This is a genomic window from Streptomyces sp. NPDC045956 (assembly GCF_056430705.1).
Genome location: NZ_JBWKKZ010000001.1, coordinates 1,032,750 through 1,057,251 on the forward strand (window position 1 = coordinate 1,032,750; position 24,502 = coordinate 1,057,251).

Annotated in this window: 21 protein-coding genes and 1 tRNA gene; 8 read left to right on the top strand and 14 right to left on the bottom strand. The window is 70.6% G+C overall.

Going from position 1 to position 24,502, the window contains the following annotated elements; all coding sequences use genetic code 11:
- Positions 1-118: 118 nt before the first annotated feature.
- Positions 119-844, top strand: a complete 726-nt coding sequence (locus AC07FV_RS04550; protein ID WP_479084569.1) for a VWA domain-containing protein — start codon at positions 119-121, stop codon at positions 842-844.
- 20 nt (positions 845-864) lie between these two features.
- Here the strand turns inward: AC07FV_RS04550 and AC07FV_RS04555 are convergent, their stop codons facing one another.
- Positions 865-1,500 (bottom strand): SIMPL domain-containing protein, encoded by a 636-nt coding sequence (locus tag AC07FV_RS04555; protein ID WP_479084570.1) that lies wholly within the window; start codon positions 1,498-1,500, stop codon positions 865-867.
- 28 nt (positions 1,501-1,528) lie between these two features.
- Positions 1,529-2,425, bottom strand: coding sequence for a hypothetical protein (locus AC07FV_RS04560; RefSeq protein WP_479084572.1), 897 nt, complete (start codon positions 2,423-2,425; stop codon positions 1,529-1,531).
- A 161-nt stretch (positions 2,426-2,586) separates the two neighbouring features.
- Between AC07FV_RS04560 and AC07FV_RS04565 the strand changes: the two genes are divergently transcribed.
- The 5 genes from AC07FV_RS04565 (at position 2,587) to AC07FV_RS04585 (ending at position 9,023) form a co-directional block, all read left to right on the top strand.
- Positions 2,587-3,075, top strand: coding sequence for a GNAT family N-acetyltransferase (locus AC07FV_RS04565; protein ID WP_479084574.1), 489 nt, complete (start codon positions 2,587-2,589; stop codon positions 3,073-3,075).
- A 44-nt stretch (positions 3,076-3,119) separates the two neighbouring features.
- A complete protein-coding gene (locus tag AC07FV_RS04570; protein WP_479084575.1) occupies positions 3,120-3,473 on the top strand; it encodes a chorismate mutase in 354 nt (117 codons plus the stop codon).
- 130 nt (positions 3,474-3,603) lie between these two features.
- A complete protein-coding gene (gene pepN / locus AC07FV_RS04575) occupies positions 3,604-6,102 on the top strand; it encodes an aminopeptidase N (RefSeq protein ID WP_479084577.1) in 2,499 nt (832 codons plus the stop codon).
- A gap of 141 nt (positions 6,103-6,243) precedes the next feature.
- Positions 6,244-7,614, top strand: coding sequence for a pyridoxal phosphate-dependent decarboxylase family protein (locus tag AC07FV_RS04580; RefSeq protein WP_479084579.1), 1,371 nt, complete (start codon positions 6,244-6,246; stop codon positions 7,612-7,614).
- Entirely contained in the window at positions 7,611-9,023 is a 1,413-nt protein-coding gene (locus AC07FV_RS04585; protein ID WP_479084581.1) for a lysine N(6)-hydroxylase/L-ornithine N(5)-oxygenase family protein, read from the top strand. The genes AC07FV_RS04580 and AC07FV_RS04585 overlap by 4 nt, the downstream gene beginning before the upstream one ends.
- Positions 9,024-9,041: 18 nt before the next feature.
- Here AC07FV_RS04585 and AC07FV_RS04590 read toward each other — a convergent pair whose 3' ends face one another.
- Entirely contained in the window at positions 9,042-10,844 is a 1,803-nt protein-coding gene (locus AC07FV_RS04590; protein ID WP_479084582.1) for a bifunctional metallophosphatase/5'-nucleotidase, read from the bottom strand.
- Between the two features lie 237 nt (positions 10,845-11,081).
- Here AC07FV_RS04590 and pyk point away from each other — a divergent pair, with 237 nt between their 5' ends.
- Positions 11,082-12,518: a pyruvate kinase gene (gene pyk, locus AC07FV_RS04595; protein ID WP_479084583.1), complete on the top strand. Its 1,437-nt coding sequence runs from the start codon at positions 11,082-11,084 to the stop codon at positions 12,516-12,518.
- A gap of 8 nt (positions 12,519-12,526) precedes the next feature.
- On the opposite strand, the gene AC07FV_RS04600 is transcribed toward pyk, so the two are convergent.
- Both AC07FV_RS04600 and AC07FV_RS04605 read right to left on the bottom strand, forming a co-directional pair.
- Entirely contained in the window at positions 12,527-13,237 is a 711-nt protein-coding gene (locus tag AC07FV_RS04600) for a helix-turn-helix domain-containing protein (RefSeq protein WP_479084585.1), read from the bottom strand.
- A gap of 174 nt (positions 13,238-13,411) precedes the next feature.
- Positions 13,412-13,484, bottom strand: a tRNA-Leu gene (locus AC07FV_RS04605).
- Between the two features lie 106 nt (positions 13,485-13,590).
- Here AC07FV_RS04605 and AC07FV_RS04610 point away from each other — a divergent pair.
- Positions 13,591-14,247 (top strand): ANTAR domain-containing response regulator, encoded by a 657-nt coding sequence (locus AC07FV_RS04610; protein ID WP_053129133.1) that lies wholly within the window; start codon positions 13,591-13,593, stop codon positions 14,245-14,247.
- A 67-nt stretch (positions 14,248-14,314) separates the two neighbouring features.
- Here AC07FV_RS04610 and AC07FV_RS04615 read toward each other — a convergent pair whose 3' ends face one another.
- From AC07FV_RS04615 to AC07FV_RS04655, 9 genes are all read right to left on the bottom strand, one after another.
- Entirely contained in the window at positions 14,315-15,031 is a 717-nt protein-coding gene (locus AC07FV_RS04615) for an ABC transporter ATP-binding protein (RefSeq protein WP_383648831.1), read from the bottom strand.
- Positions 15,028-15,942, bottom strand: coding sequence for an ABC transporter ATP-binding protein (locus AC07FV_RS04620; RefSeq protein WP_479084587.1), 915 nt, complete (start codon positions 15,940-15,942; stop codon positions 15,028-15,030). The genes AC07FV_RS04615 and AC07FV_RS04620 overlap by 4 nt, the downstream gene beginning before the upstream one ends.
- A gap of 4 nt (positions 15,943-15,946) precedes the next feature.
- The gene (locus AC07FV_RS04625; RefSeq protein WP_479084589.1) at positions 15,947-17,773 is read right to left on the bottom strand and encodes a branched-chain amino acid ABC transporter permease; all 1,827 of its coding nucleotides are present in this window, start codon (positions 17,771-17,773) and stop codon (positions 15,947-15,949) included.
- Positions 17,774-17,778: 5 nt separating this feature from the next.
- On the bottom strand, positions 17,779-18,711 hold the full coding sequence (locus tag AC07FV_RS04630; RefSeq protein ID WP_383648827.1) for a branched-chain amino acid ABC transporter permease: 933 nt from the start codon (positions 18,709-18,711) through the stop codon (positions 17,779-17,781).
- Positions 18,712-18,835: 124 nt separating this feature from the next.
- Positions 18,836-20,074: a branched-chain amino acid ABC transporter substrate-binding protein gene (locus AC07FV_RS04635; protein ID WP_479084591.1), complete on the bottom strand. Its 1,239-nt coding sequence runs from the start codon at positions 20,072-20,074 to the stop codon at positions 18,836-18,838.
- Between the two features lie 287 nt (positions 20,075-20,361).
- Positions 20,362-20,961 carry a Tat pathway signal sequence domain protein gene (locus tag AC07FV_RS04640; protein WP_479084894.1) on the bottom strand — a complete coding sequence of 200 codons (600 nt, stop codon included), beginning with the start codon at positions 20,959-20,961 and terminating at the stop codon, positions 20,362-20,364.
- Positions 20,958-21,407, bottom strand: coding sequence for a hypothetical protein (locus AC07FV_RS04645; RefSeq protein ID WP_479084593.1), 450 nt, complete (start codon positions 21,405-21,407; stop codon positions 20,958-20,960). Before AC07FV_RS04645 ends, AC07FV_RS04640 begins: the two co-directional genes overlap by 4 nt.
- 73 nt (positions 21,408-21,480) lie before the next feature.
- Positions 21,481-21,969, bottom strand: a complete 489-nt coding sequence (locus tag AC07FV_RS04650) for a PaaI family thioesterase (protein ID WP_479084594.1) — start codon at positions 21,967-21,969, stop codon at positions 21,481-21,483.
- Positions 21,970-22,047: 78 nt separating this feature from the next.
- A complete protein-coding gene (locus AC07FV_RS04655) occupies positions 22,048-24,327 on the bottom strand; it encodes an FdhF/YdeP family oxidoreductase (protein ID WP_479084596.1) in 2,280 nt (759 codons plus the stop codon).
- Between the last annotated feature and the right edge of the window lie 175 nt (positions 24,328-24,502).

A 24,502-nucleotide genomic window follows, 5' to 3' on the forward strand; every position in this document is an offset into this window, starting at 1 on the left:
GGTGGGGACGGCGGCGAACAAAATAGCGAACGCCTGTGGACGAGCTGAGAGGCGGGGTGCACCGTGCCGTAGCCTCGGCAGCCGAGTGCCGTACGCATCGGGTGACGGGGGAGTCCGCATGGCCGCGATCAGTCTCACCAAGGTCCAGGAGACGGCGCCCGCGCTGGTCGACCTGTACAAGACCGCCGGGGCGTCCCTGACCAAGCACGGGCTGGAGGGGGCCCGGGCCGCGGTCTACCTGGTCGTGGACTACTCCGGCTCCATGAAGCCGTACTACCGGGACGGCAGCGTGCAGGGCCTCGCCGACCGCGTGCTCGGGCTGTCCGCGCACCTCGACGACGACGGCAGCGTGCCGGTGGTCTTCTTCTCCACGGACGTCGACGCCGTCTCCCGGATCGACCTCGCCGACCACCGCGGACGCATCGACCGGATCGTGGCCGGCCTCGGGCACATGGGGAAGACCAGCTATCACCTGGCCATGGACGCCGTCATCGACCACTACCTCGACAGCGGCGCCCGCCACCCCGCCCTGGTCGTCTTCCAGACCGACGGCGGACCGGTCAACAAGCTCGCCGCGGAACGCTACCTGTGCAAGGCGGCGCCGCTCCCGATGTTCTGGCAGTTCGTCGGCTTCGGCGACCCGGACAGCCGCCAGTTCGACTACCTGCGCAGGCTCGACGACCTGGCGGTGCCCGAGCGGCGGGTCGTCGACAACGCCGGGTTCTTCCACGCGGGCCGCGACCCGCGGCAGGTGACCGACGCCGAGCTGTACGACCGCCTGGTGGGCGAGTTCCCCGCCTGGCTCGCGGCCGCACGCGCGCAGGGCATCGTGCGGCCGGCCTGAGACCACGTCGCTGGGTGGCGTCAGTGGGTCAGGGAGAAGCCCAGCACCACACCCGCCGACACCTCCACCATCCCCGGCGCCAGGTCACCGGCCGAGCTGCCGCCCCCGCCCCCATGGCCCCGGTACTGGCGGAACGACTCGGCGTCCACGTCCTGGATGTGCACCACCGGGCCCAGCCGCACCCCCGCCGCCTCCGTGTACACCTCGGCCTTGCGGCGGGCGGCGGCCACCGCCTTGCGACGGGCCTCGTCGCGCATCGCCGGCTTGTCGTGCACGTCGAACTCGACGTCGTCGATCCGGTGCGCGCCCGCGTCCACCGCGTCCACGATGAGCTGCTGGAGCCCGTCCAGAGCCTCGGTCTCCACCGAGTAGGACGCCTGGCAGCGGTACCCGAGGAACGTCCGCTCGCCGCCGTACCCGTTGTACTCCGAGCTGAGCCTGAGCCGGGAGCCCGAGACCGAGGTGTCCGGCACCCCGTGCCGGCGCAGCACCTCCCGCAGCCGTGCCACGGCCGTACCGGCCCCCTCGAAGGCCCGGTCCGGCGCGGGCTCCAGCACGTCCACCGCCAGCTTCACCCGTACCAGCTGCGGCTCGACCCGCACACTGCCCGCACCGAACACACTGAGCCCCCAGGGCTCGTTGATCGTCTCCGTCATGCGGGCATTGAAGCATCGTTCACCTGTTCTAGGTGTCGCATTCCAGTACCGTCCGGCACAGCCCGCATCGCGCCCGCACCCGCCCCCGCACCGGCACCCTGATCCGCTGATGACACGTCGGACAGGGGAACGACACCCGCAGCGGACCGCTCCCGCCCCCCGTGAACGCGTACGGCCCCTCCACCGCCGGGGCGCCGGCCTGCGGATCCTGCGCGTGGCGGCGGTCGCGCGCGTACCGGCGGCGGCCCGCCCAGCCCGCAGCCGTCAACGGCGGCTGCCGCCCGTCCCGACGGGCCCGGGCCATGCCCTCCCCGTAGGCCGTGTAGGCCTGCGGACTCGTGAACCACACCGACGGGTCCTCCCCGAAGACCAGCGCCCGCTTGGCCAGGACATAGCCGAACTCCTCCGGCGTCAGGTACCCCAGCTTCTGCGAGGACGCCGCGTCCTGGCGGAAGGCGTCCAGCAGCAGCCAGCCGGCGCCCAGGTACGCCGCCGCCGTGTCGGTGAGGATCTCGTTGTCCCGGGTGCCGGGGAAGGACAGGTCGAGACGGTGCAGGTACACGTGCATCACCTCGTGCGCGAGGGCCGCCCCGATATCGCGGCGATGCGTACGAAAGCGGTCGTTCAGCTCGACGAAGTACTCCGGCCCCGCCGCCAGCTCCACGCTCGCCGCATGCGTCATCTCCCGGAAGGAGACGATCATCCGGGCGTCGGGCAGCCGGTAATGGCGCACCAGCTCGTGAGCCACCCGCTGCGCCCCCAGATACAGGTCGTCCGTGTCGCAGAACGCCACGTCGGCCGGGGCCACACTGGCCGAGAACGTCCGGACGGTGTCGTACGACAACCGCCTGTACAGCGCCGTGACGGCGGCCCGCACCGTCTCCAGATGCGGGAAACCGTGCTCCACCGGTCCGCCGTTCGCCACGCCCACCCCCAAGACGCCTGAACCCTCCTCCCACTGTACGAGTGGCGCTCCGCCCGTACGAGGAGCGCTGCGCCGACCGGACGGACGGCGCAGCGCCGGCCGCGGGCCGCCCGGCGGAAACCCGTCGCCGCGCACCCCGGCCTGCGGCACAATCCGGGACCGTGACCAGCGAACAGCACACCGCCACCACCGCCACCACCGCCACCCTGCGCGTCGGCGACGCGGACGACGACCTGGAACAGCGGCTCGACGCCGAACTGACCGCCTTCAACACCGCCGCCGCCCAGGGCGCGCGGACCCGGCCCCTCACCGTGCGCGTCACCGACGAGGGCGGCGCCCTCGTCGGCGGGCTCACCGCCTGGACCTGGGGCACCCTCGCCTCCGTGGACCTGCTGTGGGTGCGCGAGGACCAGCGACAGGCCGGCTGGGGGAGCCGGCTGATGCGCGCGGCCGAGGAGGAGGCCGCCCGGCGCGGCTGCACCGACATGATCGTGTCCACCTACACCTTCCAGGCCCCCGGCTTCTACCCGAGGCTCGGCTACCGCGAACGGGGCCGCGTCGAGGGCGTACCCGGTGGCCACGAGGACGTCTACTTCCACAAGCGCCTCGCAGGCGACCCCGACGGCACCCGCCGACTTCTCGGGCCATGAGACGGACTGCGACCGCCCCGCGTCCGCACGTAGGGTGGGCGCCCATGACCACCAGCAACACCGGTACCGACACCGTCGACCCCGCCGTCCGCGAGGAGCTGGCCCGGCTGCGGGACAGCATCGACAACATCGACGCGGCCGTCGTCCACATGCTCGCCGAGCGCTTCAAGTGCACCCAGCAGGTCGGCCACCTCAAGGCCCGCCACCAGCTCCCGCCCGCCGACCCGGCCCGGGAGGCGAAGCAGATCGCCCGGCTGCGCGCCCTGGCCGAAAGCGCCAAGCTGGACCCGGCGTTCGCCGAGAAGTTCCTGAACTTCATCATCGCCGAGGTGATCCACCACCACGAGCGCATCGCGGAGGACAACGGCAACGGCACGGCCCCCGCCGCCTCCGACTGAACCCCGCGAGCCCCCGCGCCCCCACCAGGGGGCGCACGCCGGGGAGCGCACCAGGCCGGAACGGACCGGACATACTCCGCGTAGCGATCCGCCTCTGTGCCCTGCCCACCCCATCAGGCAGCATGGCGTCATGTCCGTACTGACGCGCGACGAAGCGCAGACCCGTGCCCGGCTCCTCGACGTCCACCACTACACGATCGACCTCGATCTGACCCGTGGGGACGAGACCTTCGACTCCCGCACCGCCATCCGTTTCACCGTCCGCGGCGAGACGGACACCACGGACACCTTCGTCGAGGTCAAGCCCGCCGAGCTGCGCACCGTCACCCTCGACGGACACCCTCTCGACCCCGCCGCCCTGACCGACAACCGGCTCGCGCTGAAGAACCTCACCCCGGGCGAGCACGAACTGCGCGTCGACGCCGCCATGCACTACTCCCGCACCGGTGAGGGCATGCACCGCTTCACCGACCCCAGCGACGGCGAGACCTACGTCTACACCCAGCTGTTCATGGACGACGTCCAGCGCGTCTTCGCCGCCTTCGACCAGCCCGACCTCAAGGCCGTCTTCGACCTCACCGTCACGGCCCCCGAAGGCTGGACCGTCCTCGCCAACGGCATCACCGAACACACCGGGGACGGCCGTTGGAAGGCCGCCGCCACCCCGCCGATCTCCACCTACCTCGTGGCCGTCGCCGCCGGCCCCTGGCACTCCGTGCGCACCGAGCACCGCGGCCTGCCCTTCGGCCTGCACTGCCGCCGCTCCCTCGCCCGCCACCTGGACGCCGACGCCGACGAGCTCTTCGAGGTCACCCGCGGCTGCTTCGACCGCTACCACGAGAAGTTCACCGAGCCCTACCCCTTCGACTCCTACGACCAGGCCTTCGTCCCCGAGTTCAACGCCGGCGCCATGGAGAACCCCGGCCTGGTCACCTTCCGCGACGAGTTCGTCTTCCGCTCCGCCGTCACCGACACCGAGCGGCAGACCCGCGCCATGGTCATCGCCCACGAGATGGCCCACATGTGGTTCGGCGACCTCGTCACCCTCCGCTGGTGGGACGACATCTGGCTCAACGAGTCCTTCGCCGAGTACATGGGCTACCAGACCACCGCCGAGGCCACCCGCTTCACCGACACCTGGACCGACTTCGGCGTCACCCGCAAACCCTGGGGCTACGACGCCGACCAGCGCCCCACCACCCACCCCGTAGCCCCCGAGAACGTCCAGGACACCGCCTCCGCCCTCCTCAACTTCGACGGCATCTCCTACGCCAAGGGCGCCTCCGCCCTGCGGCAACTCGTCACCTGGCTCGGCGAGAAGGACTTCCTGGCCGGCATCAACACCCACTTCGACCGGCACAAGTTCGCCAACGCCACCCTCGCCGACTTCATCGACTCCCTCGCCGCCGCCACCGACCGCGACGTCCACGCCTGGGCCGACGCCTGGCTCCGCACCACCGGCGTCGACACCCTCACCCCCCGCCTCACCGGCGAGAACGGCAGCCGCGCCCTCACCGTCGACCACGCGGGCACCCGACCCCACCGCATCGCCGTCGGCCTCTACGACCAGGACCTCACCGACGAGGGCCGGCTCACCCTGCGCGAACGCCTCGACCTCGACATCCCCCAGGACGAACCGAGGCCCATCGGCAAACTCCCCGCCCTGGTCGTCCTCAACGACGGCGACCTGAGCTACGCCAAGATCCGCTTCGACGCCGACTCCTTCCGGACCCTGCACGCCCGGCTCTCCGGCCTCCCCGACCCCCTCACCCGGGCCGTCGTCTGGAACGCCCTGCGCGACGCCGTCCGCGACGGCGACCTCACCACCGGCGCCTACCTGGACATCGCCCGCACCCACCTCCCCCACGAGACCGACCTCGCCCTCGTCGACGGCGTCCTCGCCTTCGCCTCCACCCAGGCCGCCGACCGCTACGCCACCCCCGAACAGCGGCCCGCCGCCCTGGCCACCCTCACCGACCTCTGCCGCGACCTCATCCGCCGCACCGAGGACGGCGACCACCCCGGCCTGCGCCTCATCGCCGTACGCCACCGCATCGCCACCGCCGCCCACCCCGACACCATCGCCGCCTGGCTCGCCGACGGCACCGTCCCCGGCGGCCCCGAACTCGACCCCGAACTGCGCTGGCGCATCCTCACCCGCCTCGCCGTCCTCGGCGCCACCGACGAGACCGCCATCGCCGCCGAACTCGACCGCGACCCCAGCGCCACCGGCCAGGAGGGCGCCGCCCGCTGCCGCGCCGCCCTGCCCGACCCCGAGGCCAAGAACCGCGCCTGGGACGCCATGTTCGCCTCCGACGACCTCTCCAACTACCTCTTCACCGCCACCGCCCAGGGCTTCTGGCAACCCGAACAGGCCGACCTCGTCCAGGACTTCGTCCCGCGCTACTACGCCGACGCGGTCGCCGTCGCCGCCCGCCGCGGCCCCGCCATCGCCGACGCCGCCGGCCGCTGGGCCTTCCCCGCCCACGCCGTCGACTCCGACAACCTGCGCCTCGGCCGGGCCTGCCTCGACGACGCCGAACCCATCCCGGCCCTGCGCCGCAAGCTCGCCGACCAACTCGACGACCTCGCCCGCGCCCTGCGCGTACGGGAGACACGGACGCACTGAGCCGGGAACGCGGCCGGACCCCCCTCACACGGGAGACCGGCCGCACACATACCCCTTTCGGGTTGCGATCGTTGGGCTGTCCGGGCGTATCCACCCAACCCCGTGCACGCTGGAACTCCCCTCACGCCCGGAGGACAGCCCATGGGCATGCCGCCCCTCGCCTCGGGCCCGCACGGCCCCGACACCCTGCGGCCCCTGCTCGACACCGTGCTCGACGCCCTGCGCACCGGAGCCGCGGCGCGCGGCGGCCCCCTCCCCGCGGGCGGCCCCGAAGCCGTCGCCGACCGCGTCGCCCAGGCAGCCGGCACCCTCCTGCCCGACCAGGGCGACCCCCAGGCCCTCCACGCCCTGGTCACCGCCCTCGCCGCCGGCGCCGCCGATCCCGCCCACCCCCTGTGCGCCGCCCACCTGCACGGCGCGCCCCTCGCCGTCGCCGCGGCCGCCGACCTCGCCGCCAGCGTCCTCAACCCCTCCCTCGACTCCTGGGACCAGGCGCCGGCCGCCTCCGCACTGGAAACCCTCGTCACCCGCACCCTGGCCCAGGAGACCGGCGCCACCGACGCCCTCGTCACCACCGGCGGCACCGAGTCCAACCAACTCGCCGCCCTCCTCGCCCGCGAGACACACGGCCCGAACGTACGACTGCTCCACGGCCCCGGCGTCCACCACTCGGTGCCCCGCGCCGCCTGGCTGCTGGGCCTGCCCGAACCCGTCACCGTCCCCGCCCCCGCCGGCACCCTCGACCCCGCCTCCCTCGACGAAGCCCTCACCCGCATCCCCGGACCCCACCTCGTCGTCGCCACCGCAGGCACCACCGACGCCGGCCTCATCGACCCGCTGCCCGAGATCGCCGACCGCTGCACCGCCCACGGCGCCCGCCTCCACGTCGACGCCGCCTACGGCGCGGGCCTCCTCTTCAGCGACCGGCACCGCCCCCGACTCGCCGGACTCGACGCCGCCCACACCGTCACCCTCGACCTGCACAAACTCGGCTGGCAGCCCATCGCCGCCGGCCTCCTCACGGTCAAGGACGGCGACGACCTCGCCGCGCTCCACCACCGCGCCGAGTACCTCAACCCGGACGACGACACCGACGCCGGCCTCCCCGACCTCCTCGGACGCTCCCCCCGCACCAGCCGGCGCCCCGACATCCTCAAGATCGCCGTCACCCTCAAGACCCTGGGCCGCACCGGCCTCGGCGCCCTCGTCGACACCGTCTGCGCGCTCGCCGAGGAGTTCGCCGCCCTCGTCCACGACCACCCCGGGTTCGAACTGCACGCCCCGCCCACCATCAGCACCGTCCTCTTCCGGCCCGCGCACGCCACCGACGACACCGTGGCCACCGTCCGCCGCACCCTCCTCACCACCGGCGCCGCCGTCCTCGGCCGGGCCCGCGCCGACGGCCGGCTCTGGCTCAAGGCCACCCTCCTCAACCCCCACACCCGGCCCGCCGACCTGGCCACCCTCCTGCCCCTCGTGGAAACAGCCCTGGAAGGACCCACCCCCCGGTGAACGCCACCCCCGACCCCACCCCCGACGCCCCCCGCGACCTCGTCGGCATCGGCATCGGCCCCTTCAACCTCTCCCTCGCCGCCCTCGCCGACCCCCTCACCGGCCTCCACACCGTCTTCTACGACCAGCGCCCCGCCTTCCACTGGCACCCCGGCCTGCTCATCGACGGCGCACGCGTCCAAGTGCCCTTCCTCGCCGACCTGGTCACCCTCGCCGACCCGGCCAGCCCCTGGACCTTCCTCAACCACCTCAGGGCCCGCGACCGCCTCTTCCCCTTCTACTTCGCCGAGCGCTTCCACATCCAGCGCGCCGAGTACGACGCCTACTGCCGCTGGGTCGCCGAAGCCCTCCCCTCCCTCCGCTTCCACCACCAGGTCGACGCCGTCCGCTGGAACCCCGAACGCGACCTCTTCGAAGTCGACTACACCCAACTCGACGCCGGCGGAGAAGCCGAAGCCCTCGGCCGCACGTACACCCGCAACGTCGTCCTCGGCGTCGGCACCGAACCCCACGTCCCCGAACCCCTCAAACCCCTCGCCGACGCCCCCGGCGTCCCCGTCGTCCACGCCGCCGACTACCTCGACCACCGCGACGCGCTCCTCGCCGCCGGACACGTCACCGTCATCGGCACCGGCCAGTCCGGCGCCGAGATCTTCCTCGACCTGCTCCGCCACCGCCCCGCCGGCCGCGAGAAACTGCACTGGCTCGGCCGCAGCGAGGCCTTCGCCCCCATGGAGTACTCCAAGCTCGGCCTGGAACACTTCACCCCCGACTACACCCGCTACTTCCACGCCCTCACCGAACCGGTCCGCGACCGCCTCGTCGCCGGACAATGGCAACTCCACAAGGGCATCGACGCCGACACCACCGCCGCCATCCACGACGAGCTCTACCGCCGCACCCTCGACGGCGGCTGGCCCGACACCGTCCTCACCCCCGGCGTCCACGTCCGCACCGCCGGCCGCATCGCCACCACCCAGGTCGAACTGCACCTCGAACACGAACAGCAGAAGACCCGCTCCCGCCTCACCACCGACGCCGTCGTCCTCGCCACCGGCTACCGCGAACGACCCCTCGGCCACGTCCTCGCCGGCCTCGACCCCTACATGCGCCGCGACAGCCACGAACGCCCTCGCGTCGACGAACGCTTCCGCCTCGTCCTCGACCCCTCCGTCACCGGCCGCGTCTACGTCCAGAACGCCGAGACCCACACCCACGGCGTCGGCACACCCGACCTCGGCCTGGCCGCCTGGCGCAGCGCCACCATCCTCAACGACCTCACCGGACAGGAGCCCTACCCGCTCCCCACCCGCACCGCCTTCACCACCTTCGGCCTCGAACGCGGACAGCCCCAGATCCCCTCCGCACGCGACCACCGGACACTGACCCCGCTGGTCGAGGGAATCTGAGGCCGCACCGCACCCCGCTCAAAACACCGGCACGCCGTCCCGCGTCAACGACCAGCCCACGGACGCGAAGTCCTTCGGATCCAGCACGCCCCTCGCCGTCACCCACTCGGCGATCCGCGTCCGGATCTCCGTCGACTCCGACCACAGCTCCCTGGCCGCCGCCACATGCGGGAAGGCACCCCCGCCATTGGCCCGGTAGTTGTTCACCGCCAGCACGAACTGCTGCGCGTCGTCCAACGGCACACCACCGTGCGCCAGGTTCCGGATACGCGACCCCGGCGCCTGCGCGATGTCGATCTCGTACGTCAGCCCTGACACGTAGTCGTAGTTGTAGTCCGGACGGCCGTTCGCATTGGTCAGCCGGTCCACCTCCACCGGCGCCCCGGCCGCCGTCCGCACGTAGTACTCCGCCGAGTACTCCAGGTACGCCCGCACCTGCGCACCCGTCATCACCTTCGCGACCAGCGTGTTGTCGTACACGTACAGACTCGACAGGTCCCGGATCGTCACGTTCCCCGCGGGAATCTCCGAGGTCCGCGAGAACGGCGACGCCTGCGCGAGAACGGGCAGCGAGGCGAACTCCGTACCGGCCAGCGCCTCCCGGACCACGTCCTCCTGCACCCTCGTGATCAGGTCGATGACCGGGGCGTCCCGGTACCGCGCCTCGACCGTCGTCAGCGTCTCGGTCGCCGTGCCGACCACCTGGTTGACGTAGGCCACGACCTCCGCGTGCTGCCGGCCGAGCAGCTCGGTGATCCGCGGGTCGTCCTCGACCGTCCTCGCGTCCCGCAGCGACGCCCGGACCGACTCCACCTGCCACCGGCCGCGCTCGAAGACCAGCTCGAAATCGAACAGGGTGAGCCGCTCCGCGTAGCACAGCGGCTCCGACAGGACGACCGTCCTCCCGGTCCTCTCGTTGACCACCTTCAGCTCCGGGATCTCCACATGCGCGTGCCCGACGAGGATCGCGTCGATGCCCGGCACCTGCCGGGCCACGTTCGCCGCCGCGTTCTCCACGTACGGCAACTGGTCACCGTAGGAGGACGTGCCCGACGACCCCGAGTGCGCCGACACCACCACCACGTCGGCACCCATCGAACGCAGCTTCGGCACCCACTTGGCGGCCTGCTCCTCCAGCCCCGGGAAGGCCAGCTTCCCCTGCACGTACGCCTTGTCCCAGATCGCGATGCCCGGATTGGTCAGCCCCAGCACCGCCACCTTCACCGGCGGCGCGCCCTTCACCCGGAACGTCTTCATGAAGTACGGCGGGAACGCCGGCTTCAGCGTCTTCGCGTCGACCGCGTTGGCGCCCAGCAGCGGGAAGTCGCACTGCTCCTCGAACTTGCGCAGCGTCTCGATGCCGTAGTTGAACTCGTGGTTGCCGAGCGCCACCGCGTCGTACCCGATCGCGTTCATCGCCTGCGCCATCGGGTGCACCGGACCGCCCTCGGCGGTGATCGGGTCCACCTTCGCGTAGTAGTACGTCAGCGGGGTGCCCTGGATGGTGTCACCCGCGTCCAGCAGCAGCGTGTTGCGCCGGCCCTTCTCCTCGCGGACCCGGTCCACCAGGGTGGACACGCGGGCCAGCCCCTGGGCGTTGCCCGCCGCGTCCGAGTACTCGGCATCCTTGAAGTAGTCCCAGTTGAAGACATGCCCGTGCAGGTCGGTGGTGCCCAGCACGGTCAGCGCGTACCGCTTGGGCTTCCCGCGGCCCCCGCGCCCGGTGGCCGCCCCGGCCGCCGGAGCCGCCGCACCGGCCAGTGCCACCCCCGCTCCCGTCACGGCGGACCTGCTCAAAAACTTCCGGCGGTTCAACGGCATGGCGGGCTCTCCTCGGACGACGCGTCACAGCAACGCGCGTAGATTCCTTCCTGATCACATCGCGTGTCAACAGGTGATCGCTCACATGCCCGAAAAGGGAAAGAAAGACCGCCCGGAATGCTCATCGGAGCATCCCGCCGCACAATTCAACACTTGTCAATAACCCTTCACCCAGCCGTGGTTGGACAGTCATGCGCGGCCAATTCGCTACCCGTCGGTAAGTCATAGGCTCGACCCATGCGCCGAGCAAAGATCGTCTGTACCCTGGGGCCCGCCACCGACTCGTACGACCAGATCAAGGACCTGGTCGACGCCGGAATGGACATCGCCCGCTTCAATTTCAGCCACGGCACCCACGCCGAACACGAAGAGCGCTACCACCGCGTCCGAAAGGCCTCCGACGAGACCGGCCGCAGCGTCGGCACCCTCGCCGACCTTCAAGGCCCGAAGATCCGGCTCGGCACCTTCGCCGAAGGCCCCGTACTCCTTGAACGCGACGACACCTTCACCATCACCGTCGAAGAAGGCGCCCGAGGCGACCGCCACGGCTGCGGCACCACCTACGCCGGCCTCGCCACCGACGTCACCCCCGGCGAACGCGTCCTCGTCGACGACGGCAAGGTCTGCCTGGAAGTCACCGACGTCGACGGCCCCAGGATCCGCACCACCGTGGTCGAGGGCGGCATGGTCTCCGACCACAAGGGCCTCAACCTCCCCGGCGTCGCCGTCTCCGTCCCCGCCCTCTCCAAGAAGGACGAGGACGACCTCCGCTGGGCCCTGCGCAACGGATTCGACGTCATCGCCCTCTCCTTCGTCCGCAGCGGACGCGACGTCCTCGACGTCCACCGCATCATGGACGAGGAGGGCCGCCGCCTCCCCGTCATCGCCAAGGTCGAGAAGCCGCAGGCCGTCGAGAACATCGAGGACATCGTCGCCGCCTTCGACGGCATCATGGTCGCCCGGGGCGACCTCGGCGTCGAAATGCCCCTGGAACAGGTCCCGATCGTCCAGAAACGCGCCATCAAGCTCGCCAAGCGCAACGCCAAACCCGTCATCGTCGCCACCCAGATGCTCGACTCGATGATCGACAACGCCCGCCCGACCCGCGCCGAGGCCTCCGACGTCGCCAACGCCGTGATCGACGGCACCGACGCGGTGATGCTCTCCGGCGAGACCAGCGTCGGCAAACACCCCATCGACACGGTCCGCACGATGGCCCGGATCGTCGAGGCGGCGGAGGAGGACATCCTCGCCAAGGGCCTGCCCCCGCTGACCGACCGCAACAAGCCCCGCACCCAGGGCGGCGCGGTCGCCCGCGCGGCGGCGGAGATCGGCGACTTCCTCGGCGCGAAGTTCCTCGTCGCCTTCACCCAGTCCGGCGACACCGTACGCCGCCTCTCCCGCTACCGCTCACCCATCCCGCTGCTCGCCTTCACCCCCGAACCGGCCACGCGCTCCCAACTGAGCCTCACCTGGGGCGTCGAGACCTTCATCGGCCCGCACGTGGACTCCACCGACGCGATGGTCGACCAGGTGGACGAACTCCTCACCCGCTACGGCCGTTGCGAGAAGGGCGACGTCGTGGTCATCACGGCCGGCTCCCCGCCCGGGGTCTCGGGCTCGACCAACCTCGTCCGGGTCCACCACATCGGGGAGGACGACAGCCCCGAGTAGTGCGGTGGTCAGTACTTCGGGCCCACGTGGGCGTCCATGAGGGCCACGGAGGCTTTGCGGGCCACGGAGATGTTGTACGGGTTGCCGTGGCGCGTGCAGGACGTCCACTCGATGCCAAGCTTGTCGAGAGTGTCCGTGTACAGGCGGCGGATGTCGGCTGAGACGTTGGTGAAGAAGTAGCGCGGGTACTCGTAGCGCTTGCGTTCGCCGCTGACGAGTCGGGTTGTCCAGTTGGTGACACGGCAGCCGTCGGAATGGATGAGTCCGCGGACGAACTCCCATGGGTGAGCATTGATGATCAACTGCTGCCAGGGTTCGAGGGTGATCTTGCGCTCGTGCTTCTTGCCTCGGCCGTGTTGGGGGAACATACAGCACCAGTGCTTGGTGGAGGACTTGACCTCGACGCATCCGGGTGTGTGACGCTGGCTGACACTGGGGAGCGGCATAACCCTGCGCATGGACTCTGCTGCCGCCGCAATCAGGCCGACCTGTGTGGCGTTGCAGAAGATCGACAGGTGATGCTGGCTGGGCTTCGAGACGATGTGACCGTCGCCGAGGTAGAGGCCGAGCAGGTAGGCGTACGCAACCTCGTCGAACTCGCGGCCTGTGCACCGGGGGCAGTCGGTTGGTTGCTCGTACACTTCGCCGCGCGCTTTGCGGTCCTCGCTGCGCCACCAGCCCACGGTCCCTCGCGGGATGTTGAGCTGTGCGGCGACCATGCGGTTTGGGACGCCCTGGTTAATGAGTGCGACAGCATGTGCGCGGACCGAAGGACTGTGCTGTTCCGTGGAGCCACACTGCGATAGTCGTCGTCACTCCAGGTACAAAAGAGCGGAAGATCACGCGAATGTGATCCTCCGCTTGAGCTGTCGACCTTCGAAATGAAGGAAAAGTGCCCCGGGTGGGATTCGAACCCACGCTGTCGGTGGTTTGAGCACCGTGTCTCTACCGCTGGACTACCGAGGCTTCCTGTAAAACAAAGGTTGGCGGTCACCCGCCGTGCCCCCACCTTATCGCAGCTAGGTACGCTCTTGTCAGCAGTACTGCCTGCCCCGGAACAAGGAGCGCCCACGTGACCGCCCCCGAGTCGCCCCAGCCCGCCGACGTGAACGACGACGACAAGTCGCACGTGCCTCCGCTGACGACCCGAGTCGTCATCGCCGAGGACGAGGCGCTCATCCGGCTGGACCTCAAAGAGATGCTGGAGGAGGAGGGGTACTCCGTCGTCGGTGAGGCCGGTGACGGGGAGCAGGCCGTGGAGCTGGCCCGGGAGCACCGCCCCGACCTGGTGATCCTGGACGTGAAGATGCCCAAGCTCGACGGCATCTCCGCGGCCGAGAAGATCGCCGAGGAGAGCATCGCGCCGGTGCTGATGCTGACCGCCTTCTCGCAGCGCGACCTGGTGGAGCGGGCCCGAGACGCGGGGGCCATGGCGTACCTGGTCAAGCCGTTCAGCAAGAGTGATGTCGTCCCGGCGATCGAGATGGCCGTCTCGCGGTTCACGGAGCTGAAGGAGCTGGAGAAGGAGGTCGCCGACCTCAGCCAGCGCCTGGAGACCCGCAAGCTGGTCGACCGGGCCAAGTCGGTGCTCCAGACGGAGTACGGCCTGACCGAGCCGGCCGCGTTCCGGTGGATCCAGAAGACCTCGATGGACCGGCGGATGTCTATGCAGCAGGTGGCCGAGGCGGTCATCCAGGACGCCGAGGAGAAGAAGGCGTCCAAGGGCTGATTCCCCGGCACGCGCACGAGGCCCGCGTCCCCGGTGGGGGCGCGGGCCTCGTCGTGGCGTCCTCGGCTCAGTCCTCGCCGAGGTAGGCCTTGCGGACCGACTCGTCGTGAAGGAGGTCCTGGCCGCTGCCGGACAGGACGATGTTGCCGACCTCCATGACGTGGCCGTGGTCGGCCAGCGACAGGGCCGCCTGGGCGTTCTGCTCGACGAGCAGGATCGTGGTGCCCTGGGACTTCAGCTCGGCGATCGTCGCCATGATCTTCTGCATCATGATCGGCGACAGGCCCATGGAGGGCTCGTCCAGCATGAGCAGCTTGGGCTGGGACATCAGGGCGCGGCCCATGGCGAGCATCTGCTGCTCGCCGCCGGAGAGGGTGCCCGCGGCCTGCTTCCGGCGCTCCCCGAGGATCGGGAAGAGGTCGTAGGCGCGCTGGATGTCCTTCTCGATGCCCTGCTTGTCGCTGCGGAGGAAGGCGCCGAGGCGGAGGTTGTCCTCGATCGTCATGCGCGGGAAGATGTGCCGCCCCTCGGGGGAGTGGGCGAGTCCCAGCGAGACGATCTGGTGGGCGGGGACCTTCTTGAGGGACTTGCCGCCGAACCTGATCTGGCCGCCGACCGGCTTGAGGAGGCCCGAGAGGGTGCGCAGGGTGGTGGTCTTGCCGGCGCCGTTGGTGCCGATGAGGGTGACCACCTCGCCGGCGTCGACCTTGAAGGAGATGCCCTTGACGGCCTCGATCTTGCCGTAGGCGACGCGGAGGTCCTCGACCTCGAGCAGTGCGGTCATCGGTCGTTCTCCTTGCCGGCCGCGGTGTTCTTGGTGGTGTCGGCCTGGGCGGCCTCCGCGGCCTCGACCTCGGCGGCCTCCGCGGCGCCGGGGTCGTTGTCGAGGGGCTCGCCGAGGTAGGCGGCGACCACGCGATCGTCGCCCTGCACGGTGGCGCTGTCGCCCTCGACGAGTTTCTGGCCCTGCACGAGGACGGCGACGCGGTCGCAGAGGTTGAAGATGAAGCGCATGTCGTGCTCGATGACGAGGACGGCGATGCCCTTGTCGCGGATGGCGAAGACGAGTTCCTCGGTGGCCCGTGTCTCCTGCGGGTTCATGCCGGCGGTCGGCTCGTCCAGGAGCAGCAGGCCGGGTTCGCTGGCGAGGGCGCGGGCGATCTCCAGTTTGCGCTGCTCGCCGTAGGGGAGGTTGCGCGAGAGGTGGTCGGCCTTGGCGGCCAGGCCGACGAACTCGAGCAGTTCCATGGCGCGTTCCCGGGAGGTGGCCTCGGCCTTGTGGAAGCCGGGGCCGCGCAGGACGGCCGACCAGAAGCCTTCCTTGGTGCGGGTGTGGCGGCCGACGAGGACGTTCTCCAGGACCGTCATGTTGGCGAACAGGCGGATGTTCTGGAAGGTGCGGGCGATGCCCGCGGCCGTGACCTTGAAGGACTTGGCGGGCAGGACGGTGCCCTTGTAGCGGACTTCGCCCTCGGTCGGTATGTAGAGGCCGGTGAGGCAGTTGAAGAAGGTGGTCTTGCCGGCGCCGTTGGGGCCGATGAGGCCGACGATCTCGCCGCTGTTGACGGTGAGGTCGACGTTGTTGACCGCGGTGAGGCCGCCGAAGCGCATGGTGACGCCGCGCGCGTCGAGGACCGTGGTGCCGGGGGTGGGGGTGCCCGGGGCGGTGTCCTTGGTGGTGGTGTCGGTGGTCATGTGGTCAGGCCCCTGTCTTGCTCAGGGTGGTGGGCGCTTCGGCCTCTTCGTGGAATTCCAGTTTGCGGCGCCGGTTGGCGATGAGGCCTTCGGGACGGAAGCGCATGAGCAGGACGAGCGCGAGTCCGAAGGCGAAGAGCTGGTAGTCGCCGAGGAACTGGAGCTTGTTGGGGATCAGGAAGAGCAGGGAGGCGCCGATGAGCGGGCCTGCGATGGTGCCCATGCCGCCGAGGACGACCGCCGCGAGGAGGAAGGCCGAGTTGGGCGGTGTGGTGCCGGCGAAGAGGTACTGCTCGGGGGTGACGGTGTAGGTGACGTGGGCCTGCACGGTGCCGGCGAGGCCGGCGAGGGTGGCGCCGACGGCGAAGGCGATGAGCTTGACGCGGAAGCCGTTGATGCCCATGGCGAGCGCGGCGGTCTCGTCCTCGCGGATGGCGACCCAGGCGCGGCCGATGCGGGAGTCGCCGCTGCGTCGGAAGACGAGGACGACGACCGCGGTGATGATCAGCATCAGGAAGAAGTAGTTGGCGAAGCGGCCGATGGTGAAGCCGCCGATGTCGTGCTGTACGCCGAGGTCCAGGCCGAGGATGTTGAGGTCGGGAATGGAGGAGACGCCGTTGGAGCCGTTGGTGAGGTCCGGTCCCGAGGTGCCGTCGAGGTTGTTGGCGGTGATGCGGAAGATCTCGCCGAAGCCGAGGGTGACGATGGCGAGGTAGTCGCCGCGCAGTCGCAGGGTGGGGGCGCCGATCAGGACACCGAAGACGAGCGAGGCGATGGCGCCGACGATGACCGCGGCCCAGAAGGGGAAGTGCACGTCGAACGGCGAGCTGGGGGAGCCGGAGACCAGGGCGGCCGCGTAGGCGCCGACGCCGAGGAAGGCGACGTAGCCGAGGTCGAGGAGGCCGGCGAGGCCGACGACGATGTTCAGGCCGAGGGCGACCGTGGCGAAGATGAGGATGTAGACGCCGAGGGTGGCGTACTGGTCGTCGGACTGGGTGAAGGGGAAGCAGGCCGCGGCGATGAAGGCGCCGCAGACGGTGATGTTCTGGTGCCGGGAGGTGATCTCGGTGGCGTGGGCGATCAGGCCGGCCTTGTGGACGGCGGCGAAGCCGAGGCCGGCGGTGATGAGGAAGCCGACGAAGAGTTCGTCGTACTCGGTGCCGATGCCGTAGGTGAAGACGAGCAGGGCGATCGCGAGCATCGCGACGATGATCAGGATCTCGACGTAGGACGGCAGGGCCCGCACGGGGCGCGGGGTCCCGGTGGCGAAGGCCGCCCGGACGGTCTGCCAGTTGTGCGAGGTGGTGTGCTTGAACTGCTCCCAGCCGGTGTCGTCCGGGTCGAACGGGTCCGGGGCGGGGCGTTCGAAGGGGAGGGCGAGGGCGCCGAGGAGGGCCAGCAGGGTGGCGCCGGCCGCGACGTAGCCGCCGGGCTCAAGGTTGACCACGCCGCCGAGCTGGGCGCTGATCGCGATGACCGTGTACCAGGTGGTGGCGAAGGCGGCGAGGGCGGCGAACTTGAGCGCCGCGTCCGCTCCGGCGGGTGCCAGCCAGCCCAGGCCCTTGACGCCGTAGGAGGCGAGGCCGAAGAGGGTGGTGAGGGCGCCGGCGATCAGGACCAGGACCTGGAGGCCGCCGGGGTAGCCGTAGACGGTGAGGTCGCCGGGGAACTCGGAGGTCCAGGTCCAGGCGAGGAACGTGGAGATGACGGTGAGGATGCCGCCGCCGGTGGCGAGGGCGCGGCCGATGTGGGCGGGGATCCCGATGAGGCCGGAGGTGTTGTCCGCGGCGGTGGTGCCGGCGGCCTTCGGTGCTGTGGTCTGTGTGGTCATCGGTGTCACGCCCTGTCCGCAACGCGTTCGCCGAGCAGGCCCTGTGGCCTGAACAGGAGTACGAGGATGAGGAGGATGAAGGCCCAGACGTCGGCCCAGGACTGGCTGCCGAGCTTCTCGAGACCGGGCACGTCGGCGATGAAGGCGGTGGCCAGGGTCTCGGCGACACCGAGGACGACGCCGCCGATCATGGCGCCGTAGATGTTGCCGATACCGCCGAGGACCGCCGCGGTGAAGGCCTTGAGGCCGAGGATGAAGCCCATCCGGAAGTCGATGTCGCCGTACTTCAGACCGTTGGCGACGGCGCCGACGGCGGCGAAGAGGGCACCGAGGGCGAAGGCGACCACGATGATGCGGTCGGTGTTGACACCCATCAGCTTGGCGGTGTCGGGGTCCTGAGCGGTGGCCTGCATGCCGCGGCCGGTGCGGGTGCGCATCACGAAGAAGGCGAGGATCGCCATGCTGACCGGGGCGGCGATGAGCAGGAAGATGTCGCCGGTCTGGATGGTGACGCTGCCGATGTGGAAGGGGCCGCCGTCGATCTGCGGGAAGCTGATCTTCGACTTGGCGCCGGGGTACCAGGCCCACACCGCCTGCTGGAGGGCGAGGGAGAGGCCGATGGCGGTGATGAGGGGCGCGAGGCGTGGTGCGCCGCGCAGGGGACGGTAGGCGAACCGTTCCGCCCCGACCGCCACGGTGACGGAGACCATCATGGCGCCTATGAGCATGAGCGGAAGGGCGATCAGCATGGAGGTGCCGTCGGGCAGGATGTAGAGGTAGACCGTGAGCGCGCCGAAGGCGCCGGTCATGAAGATCTCGCCGTGGGCGAAGTTGATGAGCTGGACAATGCCGTAGACCATTGTGTAGCCGATGGCGACCAGCCCGTACATGGATCCCAGTAGCAGGCCGTTGACCAGCTGCTGCGGCAGTTCGTTCACCGCATGTCCTCCGAGACTTTCGGAACTATCGACGGATGTGGCCGGATGCGAGTCCGCGCGGGGCGCCTGTGGAACAGCGCCCCGCGCGGCTCGTGATCACGTGATCAGTGGTGCGTGCGGTGGGTCAGCCGGTGTAGGTGCCGGACTTCACCGACTTCCAGGCACCGTTCTCGACGGCGTACACGGTGAGCTGCTTGTTGGTCGCGTCACCGAACTCGTCGAAGGAGACCTTGCCGGTCACACCGTCGAAGGAGACGTTCTGCATGGCGTCCACGACCTTGGCGCGGGCGTCGTCCGGAAGCTTGCCGTCGTTGTCCTCGACGACCTGCTTCACGGCCTCGATGATCGCCCAGGCGGAGTCGTAGGAGTAGCCGCCGTAGGCCTCGTAGGCCTCCTTGTAGCCCGCGGCCTTGTAGTTGGCGACGAACTCCTTGGCGGAGGGGAGTTCCTCGACCGGGGCGCCGACGGAGGTGGCGAGGTCGCCGGTGCCGGTGGCGCCGGCGAGCTTGATGAAGTCGGCGCTGTAGATGCCGTCACCGCCGACCACCGGGATCTTCGCGCCGGCGGCCTTGATCTGCTTGCTGAGCGGGCCGGCCTGCGGGTACTCGCCGCCGTAGTAGACGACGTCGGCGCCCGAGTTCTTGACCTTGGTGGCGACCGCGTTGAAGTCCTTGGTGTCCGGGTTGATGTGCTCGGTGCCGACGACCTGGCCGCCGAGCTTCTTGAACTCGTCGGTGAAGGTGGCGGCCAGACCGGCGCCGTAGGTCTTCTTGTCGTCGATGACGAAGACCTTCTTCTTCTTCGAGTCGTTGAAGACGTACTGCGCGGCGAACGGGCCCTGGATGGCGTCCGTGGTCGCGGTGCGGAAGTACGACTTGTACGGCCGGACCTTCTCCTTCTGCCAGTCCACGCCCTGGGTGAGGGCGGGGTTGGTGTTGGCGGGGGAGACCTCGACCAGCTTCGCGGTGTCGAAGACCTTCTGCATGGACTCGCCGACCGAGGAGTTCAGCGGGCCGACCACGCCGAGCACGTCGTCGTTGGCGACGAGCTTGGTGGCGTTCTGCTGGCCGACGGAGGGCTGGCCCTGGTCGTCGAGGGCCTGTATCTCGAACTTGACGCCGTCGACGTAGTTGTCCTTGTTGGCCGTTTTGGCGGCGAGGTCCACCGAGTTCTTGATGCCGAGGCCCAGCGCGGACAGGTCGCCGGTCAGCGGGGCGTCGACGCCGATGACCACGGTGGTGCCACCGCCGCCGCCGTTGCCGGAGTCCGAGCCGCCGTCGTCGTCGCGCGAGCCGCAGGCGGTGAGGGTGAGCGCTCCCGCCGCCAGAGCGGCGGTGATGGCGATGAGCGAACGTTGACGCACGATCAGTCCTTTCCCTGGCACAGCCGCATCCCCGTGGAGGCGGCCGAGTCGAGCGCTGGGCCGAAGTGACAATCGGACGGCGCGGTGACTGGCCGTGACTCTAAGCGTGTGTGGGGAACGTGGAGGAGGGTCTGACACATGCTGTGACGCTCTTGTTATGACACGGGGTAATGCAGAGCGGTACTGGCTGGGAAGAAGGGCGGAATTCAGGCCGATTCGCCCTGTCCGCATGCTGAGAACCCGCAGGACCGGCCGCCAAGGTTCAGGTGTCTGGGGCGTTTTGGTGATTACCGGGATTCGTTGCTGCAGGCGACTTGTAGGGCGTCTGAGAGGTCCCGCGCATAGTGCGTCCCCAGGATGTAACTGTGGGCTTGTATTGCGCGCGTATTACGCAGCGTTACAAGCAGAAAAGGGAGGGCGAGGTTCCGCGGTGCTTTTGCGCATTCCGTCACGCGTAGCGTGACGATGATCTTGCGGGCGGAATGCGCCTTTGTACGGAAAGGCGCTGCGGGTGACGCCGTCATCGCGATGCCGTCGTAGGGCTGGTCGAGCCGCGTCACGGTGACGGGTGGGCCGGACCGCACGCTCAGCCGCACCGCGAAGCGGAAGGTGCCGTCCGGGCCGGGCAGCGCGTCCAGGTAGTCGATGTCGACCACCTGGGAGGGGTGCGGGGGCGGGGGAGGGGGTGGTGGGTGCGGGCGGGTGGCGTACAGGTAGCCGCCCCCGGTCAGGACCGCGGTGGCCGCGGTGGCCGCGAGGACCGCCCGGCGGTGGCGGCCGTGGTACCGGACCGGCCGGCCACGCCACCGGAGGGCCGATCGGGGGGCGTCCGGGGCGGTCCGGTCGTGGGTGCCCTCACCCGGCTCGACGGGGCCGGTGCCGCTCACTGCCACGGGCCCCGGGTCGGGCCGCCGTCGCGATGGTCGGCGGCGCACGAGGCGCTCACCCGACGGTCGATCAACCGGTCGGCCGCGCCGGGCCCTTGGGTGCGCGCCACGGCCCGCGCGGCGTCCACGACCTCCCGCAGGATGTCGTACTGCCGGTTGGACAGACCCATGGACTGGTAGTCCCCGTACGGGGTCGCGCCGGCCAGCATCTCGCGTGCCCGGTAGCTGACGGCGCTCGTGCACAACTCCGCACCGCTGAGCGGCGGTTGCGTCGTCCGGGATGCGGGCGCCGGGGCGGAGGGGCCGGGACCGCCCGTCTCCTCGGCGGGGCCCGCGCAGCCGACCGCCGCGGCGAGGAGCGGCAGGGTGAGGGCGAGCGTGAGCAGCCCGGGTGCGAACCGGACACGCCGAGCCGGCCCCGGCCAGGACGCTGCTCCCCGCCTCATGCTCCGAAGCTAGGGCGCGGGGTGGTCCCGGAGCAATGCCGTGGCCGCCCCCGCGTCGCGCGGGACGGCCCGCTCAGCCCGCCTTGCCGGCCCGCTCGCCGTCGCCCGGCTTCAGGTCCCGCAGCATGCACGTCAGGCGGGCGGTGCACACCCGTCGGTCCTGCTCGTCGCTGATCACGATCTCGTACGTCGCCGTCGACCGGCCCCGGTGCACCGGCGTGGCCACGCCGGTGACCAGGCCGGAGCGGGCCCCGCGGTGGTGGGTGCAGTTCAGGTCGACGCCGACGGCGATCTTTGAGCTGCCGCCGTGCAGCATCGAGCCGACCGAGCCGAGGGTCTCGGCCAGCACCGCCGAAGCGCCGCCGTGCAGCAGCCCGTACGGCTGGGTGTTGCCCTCCACCGGCATGGTGCCGACGACCCGGTCCGCCGACGCCTCCAGGATCTGGACGCCCATGCGCGTGCCGAGGTGCCCGGCGGAGAAGAGGGCGGGCAGGTCGACGCCGAGCGCGGCGTACTCGTCGATGACCTCCTGCGGGAACTGCACCTGCTGCTGCTCGCCCATGCCCGGCTCCGTTTCGTCGCTCCGTCTGTGGGGTCCGCCGTGCGGCCGCGGAGGCCGCCGGCACGACTGAGCAAACGCTCAGTCGGTCGCCGATTGTTCCAGACGGACGATCACGGACTTGCTGGCCGGGGTGTTGCTGGTGTCCGCGGTGGCGTCCAGCGGCACCAGGACGTTGGTCTCCGGGTAGTACGCCGCCGCGCAGCCCCGTGCCGTCGGGTAGTGCACGACCCGGAAGCCGGGGGCGCGCCGCTCCACCCCGTCCTTCCACTCGCCGACGAGGTCGACGTAGGCGCCGTCCCGGAGCTTCAGCCGGCCGGCGTCCTCCGGGTTGACCAGGACGACCCGGCGGCCGTTCCTGATCCCCCGGTAGCGGTCGTCCAGGCCGTAGATCGTGGTGTTGTACTGGTCGTGCGAGCGAAGGGTCTGGAGCAGCAGCCGCCCCTCGGGCAGCTCGGGGTACTCGACCGGTGCGGCCGTGAAGTTGGCCTTGCCGGTGGCCGTCGGGAAGCGGCGCTCGTCGCGCGGGGCGTGCGGGAGGGTGAAGCCCGCGGGGTCGGCCACGCGCGCGTTGAAGTCCTCGAAGCCGGGGACCACGCGCCCGATGCGGTCCCGGATCGTCGCGTAGTCCTTCTCGAACTCCTCCCAGGGCGTGGCACTGCGCCCGCCCAGCACGCGGCGCGCCAGCCGGCACACGATCGCCGGCTCGGACAGCAGGTGCGCGCTCGCGGGCTCCAGCCGGCCGCGGGAGGCGTGCACCATGCCCATGGAGTCCTCGACGGTGACGAACTGCTCGCCGCCGCCCTGGAGATCGCGTTCGGTGCGGCCGAGGGTCGGCAGGATCAGGGCGCGCGCACCCGTGACGGCGTGCGAGCGGTTCAGCTTCGTCGACACGTGCACGGTGAGACGGGCGCGCCGCATGGCCGCCTCGGTGACCTCCGTGTCGGGGGAGGCGGAGACGAAGTTGCCGCCCATGGCGAAGAAGACCTTCGCCTCGCCGTCGCGCAGCGCGCCGATGGCCCGTACGACGTCGTAGCCGTGCGCGCGCGGCGGGGTGAAGCCGAACTCCTTCTCCAGGGCGTCGAGGAACGCGGGCGCCGGGCGCTCGAAGATGCCCATCGTGCGGTCGCCCTGCACGTTGGAGTGGCCGCGCACCGGGCAGACGCCCGCGCCCGGACGGCCGATGTTGCCGCGCAGGAGGAGGAAGTTCACGACCTCGCGGATGGTCGGCACGGAGTGCTTGTGCTGGGTCAGGCCCATCGCCCAGCACACGATGGTGCGCTTCGACGCGAGCACCATGCGCAGCGCTTCCTCGATCTCCACGCGCGTGAGGCCGGTCGCGGTGAGCGTCTCGTCCCAGTCGGCGGCGCGGGCGGCCTCGGCGAACTGCTCGAAGCCGTGGGTGTGTTCCTCGACGAAGGCCTCGTCGACGGCGCCCTCGGTGTCGAGGATCAGCTTGTTGAGGAGCCGGAAGAGGGCCTGGTCGCCGCCGATGCGGATCTGGAGGAACAGGTCGGTGAGCGCGGCGCCCGCGGTGAGCCCCTTGGGGGTCTGGGGGTTCTTGAAGCGCTCCAGGCCGGCCTCGGGCAGCGGATTGACGCTGATGATCTTCGCGCCGTTCGCCTTGGCCCGCTCCAGGGCGGAGAGCATGCGGGGGTGGTTGGTGCCCGGGTTCTGACCGGCCACGACGATCAGATCGGCCTGGTACAGGTCGTCGAGGAGGACGCTGCCCTTGCCGATGCCGATGGTCTCCGACAGGGCCGAGCCGGACGACTCGTGGCACATGTTGGAGCAGTCCGGCAGGTTGTTGGTGCCGAGCTCCCGAGCGAAGAGCTGGTAGAGGAACGCCGCCTCGTTGCTGGTGCGCCCGGACGTGTAGAAGACCGCCTCGTCGGGCGAGTCCAGCGCGGCGATCTCCTCGGCCACGATGTCGAAGGCCCGCTCCCAGGTGACCGGTTCGTAGTGCTCGCCGCCCTCCGGCAGGTACACCGGGTGGGTGAGCCGCCCCTGCTGCCCCAGCCAGTAGCCGCTGCGGGTGGCGAGGTCGGCGACGGAGTGCGCGGCGAAGAACTCCGGGGTGACCCGGCGCAGGGTGGCTTCCTCCGCCACGGCCTTGGCGCCGTTCTCGCAGAACTCCGCCTTGTGCCGGTGGTCCGGCTCCGGCCAGGCGCAGCCCGGGCAGTCGAAACCGTCCTTCTGGTTGACGCTCAGCAGCGTCAGCGCGGTCCGCTTCACGCCCATCTGCCGCTGCGCCATGCGCAGGGTGTGGCCGATGGCCGGGATGCCCGCCGCCGCGTGCTGGGGTTCCGTGATCCGCGGCGCGTCCTGAACCGGATCACCCTTGGGCGGCTTGGTGGCCATCGCGCGCTCCTTCGCTTACGCGTGTGAGGTACGTCTCCGATCCTCGCACGGCCCACCGACAGCCCGGCAGGCCGGGCGGGCCGGGCGGGCCGGGGCGCGGGATCGCCGTGGGGCGGCGCACGCCGACCGCCGGGCGGGCCCGGCAGGCCGGGGCGCGGGGTCGCCGTCGACCGGC

Excerpts from the sequence above, each read along its gene's own strand:
- AC07FV_RS04550 (WP_479084569.1), top strand. The coding sequence starts at position 119 with ATGGCCGCGATCAGTCTCACCAAGGTCCAGGAGACGGCGCCCGCGCTG.
- AC07FV_RS04555 (WP_479084570.1), bottom strand. The coding sequence starts at position 1,500 with ATGACGGAGACGATCAACGAGCCCTGGGGGCTCAGTGTGTTCGGTGCG.
- AC07FV_RS04570 (WP_479084575.1), top strand. The coding sequence starts at position 3,120 with ATGACCACCAGCAACACCGGTACCGACACCGTCGACCCCGCCGTCCGC.
- pepN (WP_479084577.1), top strand. The coding sequence starts at position 3,604 with ATGTCCGTACTGACGCGCGACGAAGCGCAGACCCGTGCCCGGCTCCTC.
- AC07FV_RS04580 (WP_479084579.1), top strand. The coding sequence starts at position 6,244 with ATGGGCATGCCGCCCCTCGCCTCGGGCCCGCACGGCCCCGACACCCTG.
- AC07FV_RS04590 (WP_479084582.1), bottom strand. The coding sequence starts at position 10,844 with ATGCCGTTGAACCGCCGGAAGTTTTTGAGCAGGTCCGCCGTGACGGGA.
- pyk (WP_479084583.1), top strand. The coding sequence starts at position 11,082 with ATGCGCCGAGCAAAGATCGTCTGTACCCTGGGGCCCGCCACCGACTCG.
- AC07FV_RS04600 (WP_479084585.1), bottom strand. The coding sequence starts at position 13,237 with ATGGTCGCCGCACAGCTCAACATCCCGCGAGGGACCGTGGGCTGGTGG.
- AC07FV_RS04615 (WP_383648831.1), bottom strand. The coding sequence starts at position 15,031 with ATGACCGCACTGCTCGAGGTCGAGGACCTCCGCGTCGCCTACGGCAAG.
- AC07FV_RS04620 (WP_479084587.1), bottom strand. The coding sequence starts at position 15,942 with ATGACCACCGACACCACCACCAAGGACACCGCCCCGGGCACCCCCACC.
- AC07FV_RS04625 (WP_479084589.1), bottom strand. The coding sequence starts at position 17,773 with ATGACCACACAGACCACAGCACCGAAGGCCGCCGGCACCACCGCCGCG.
- AC07FV_RS04645 (WP_479084593.1), bottom strand. The coding sequence starts at position 21,407 with ATGAGGCGGGGAGCAGCGTCCTGGCCGGGGCCGGCTCGGCGTGTCCGG.
- AC07FV_RS04650 (WP_479084594.1), bottom strand. The coding sequence starts at position 21,969 with ATGGGCGAGCAGCAGCAGGTGCAGTTCCCGCAGGAGGTCATCGACGAG.
- AC07FV_RS04655 (WP_479084596.1), bottom strand. The coding sequence starts at position 24,327 with ATGGCCACCAAGCCGCCCAAGGGTGATCCGGTTCAGGACGCGCCGCGG.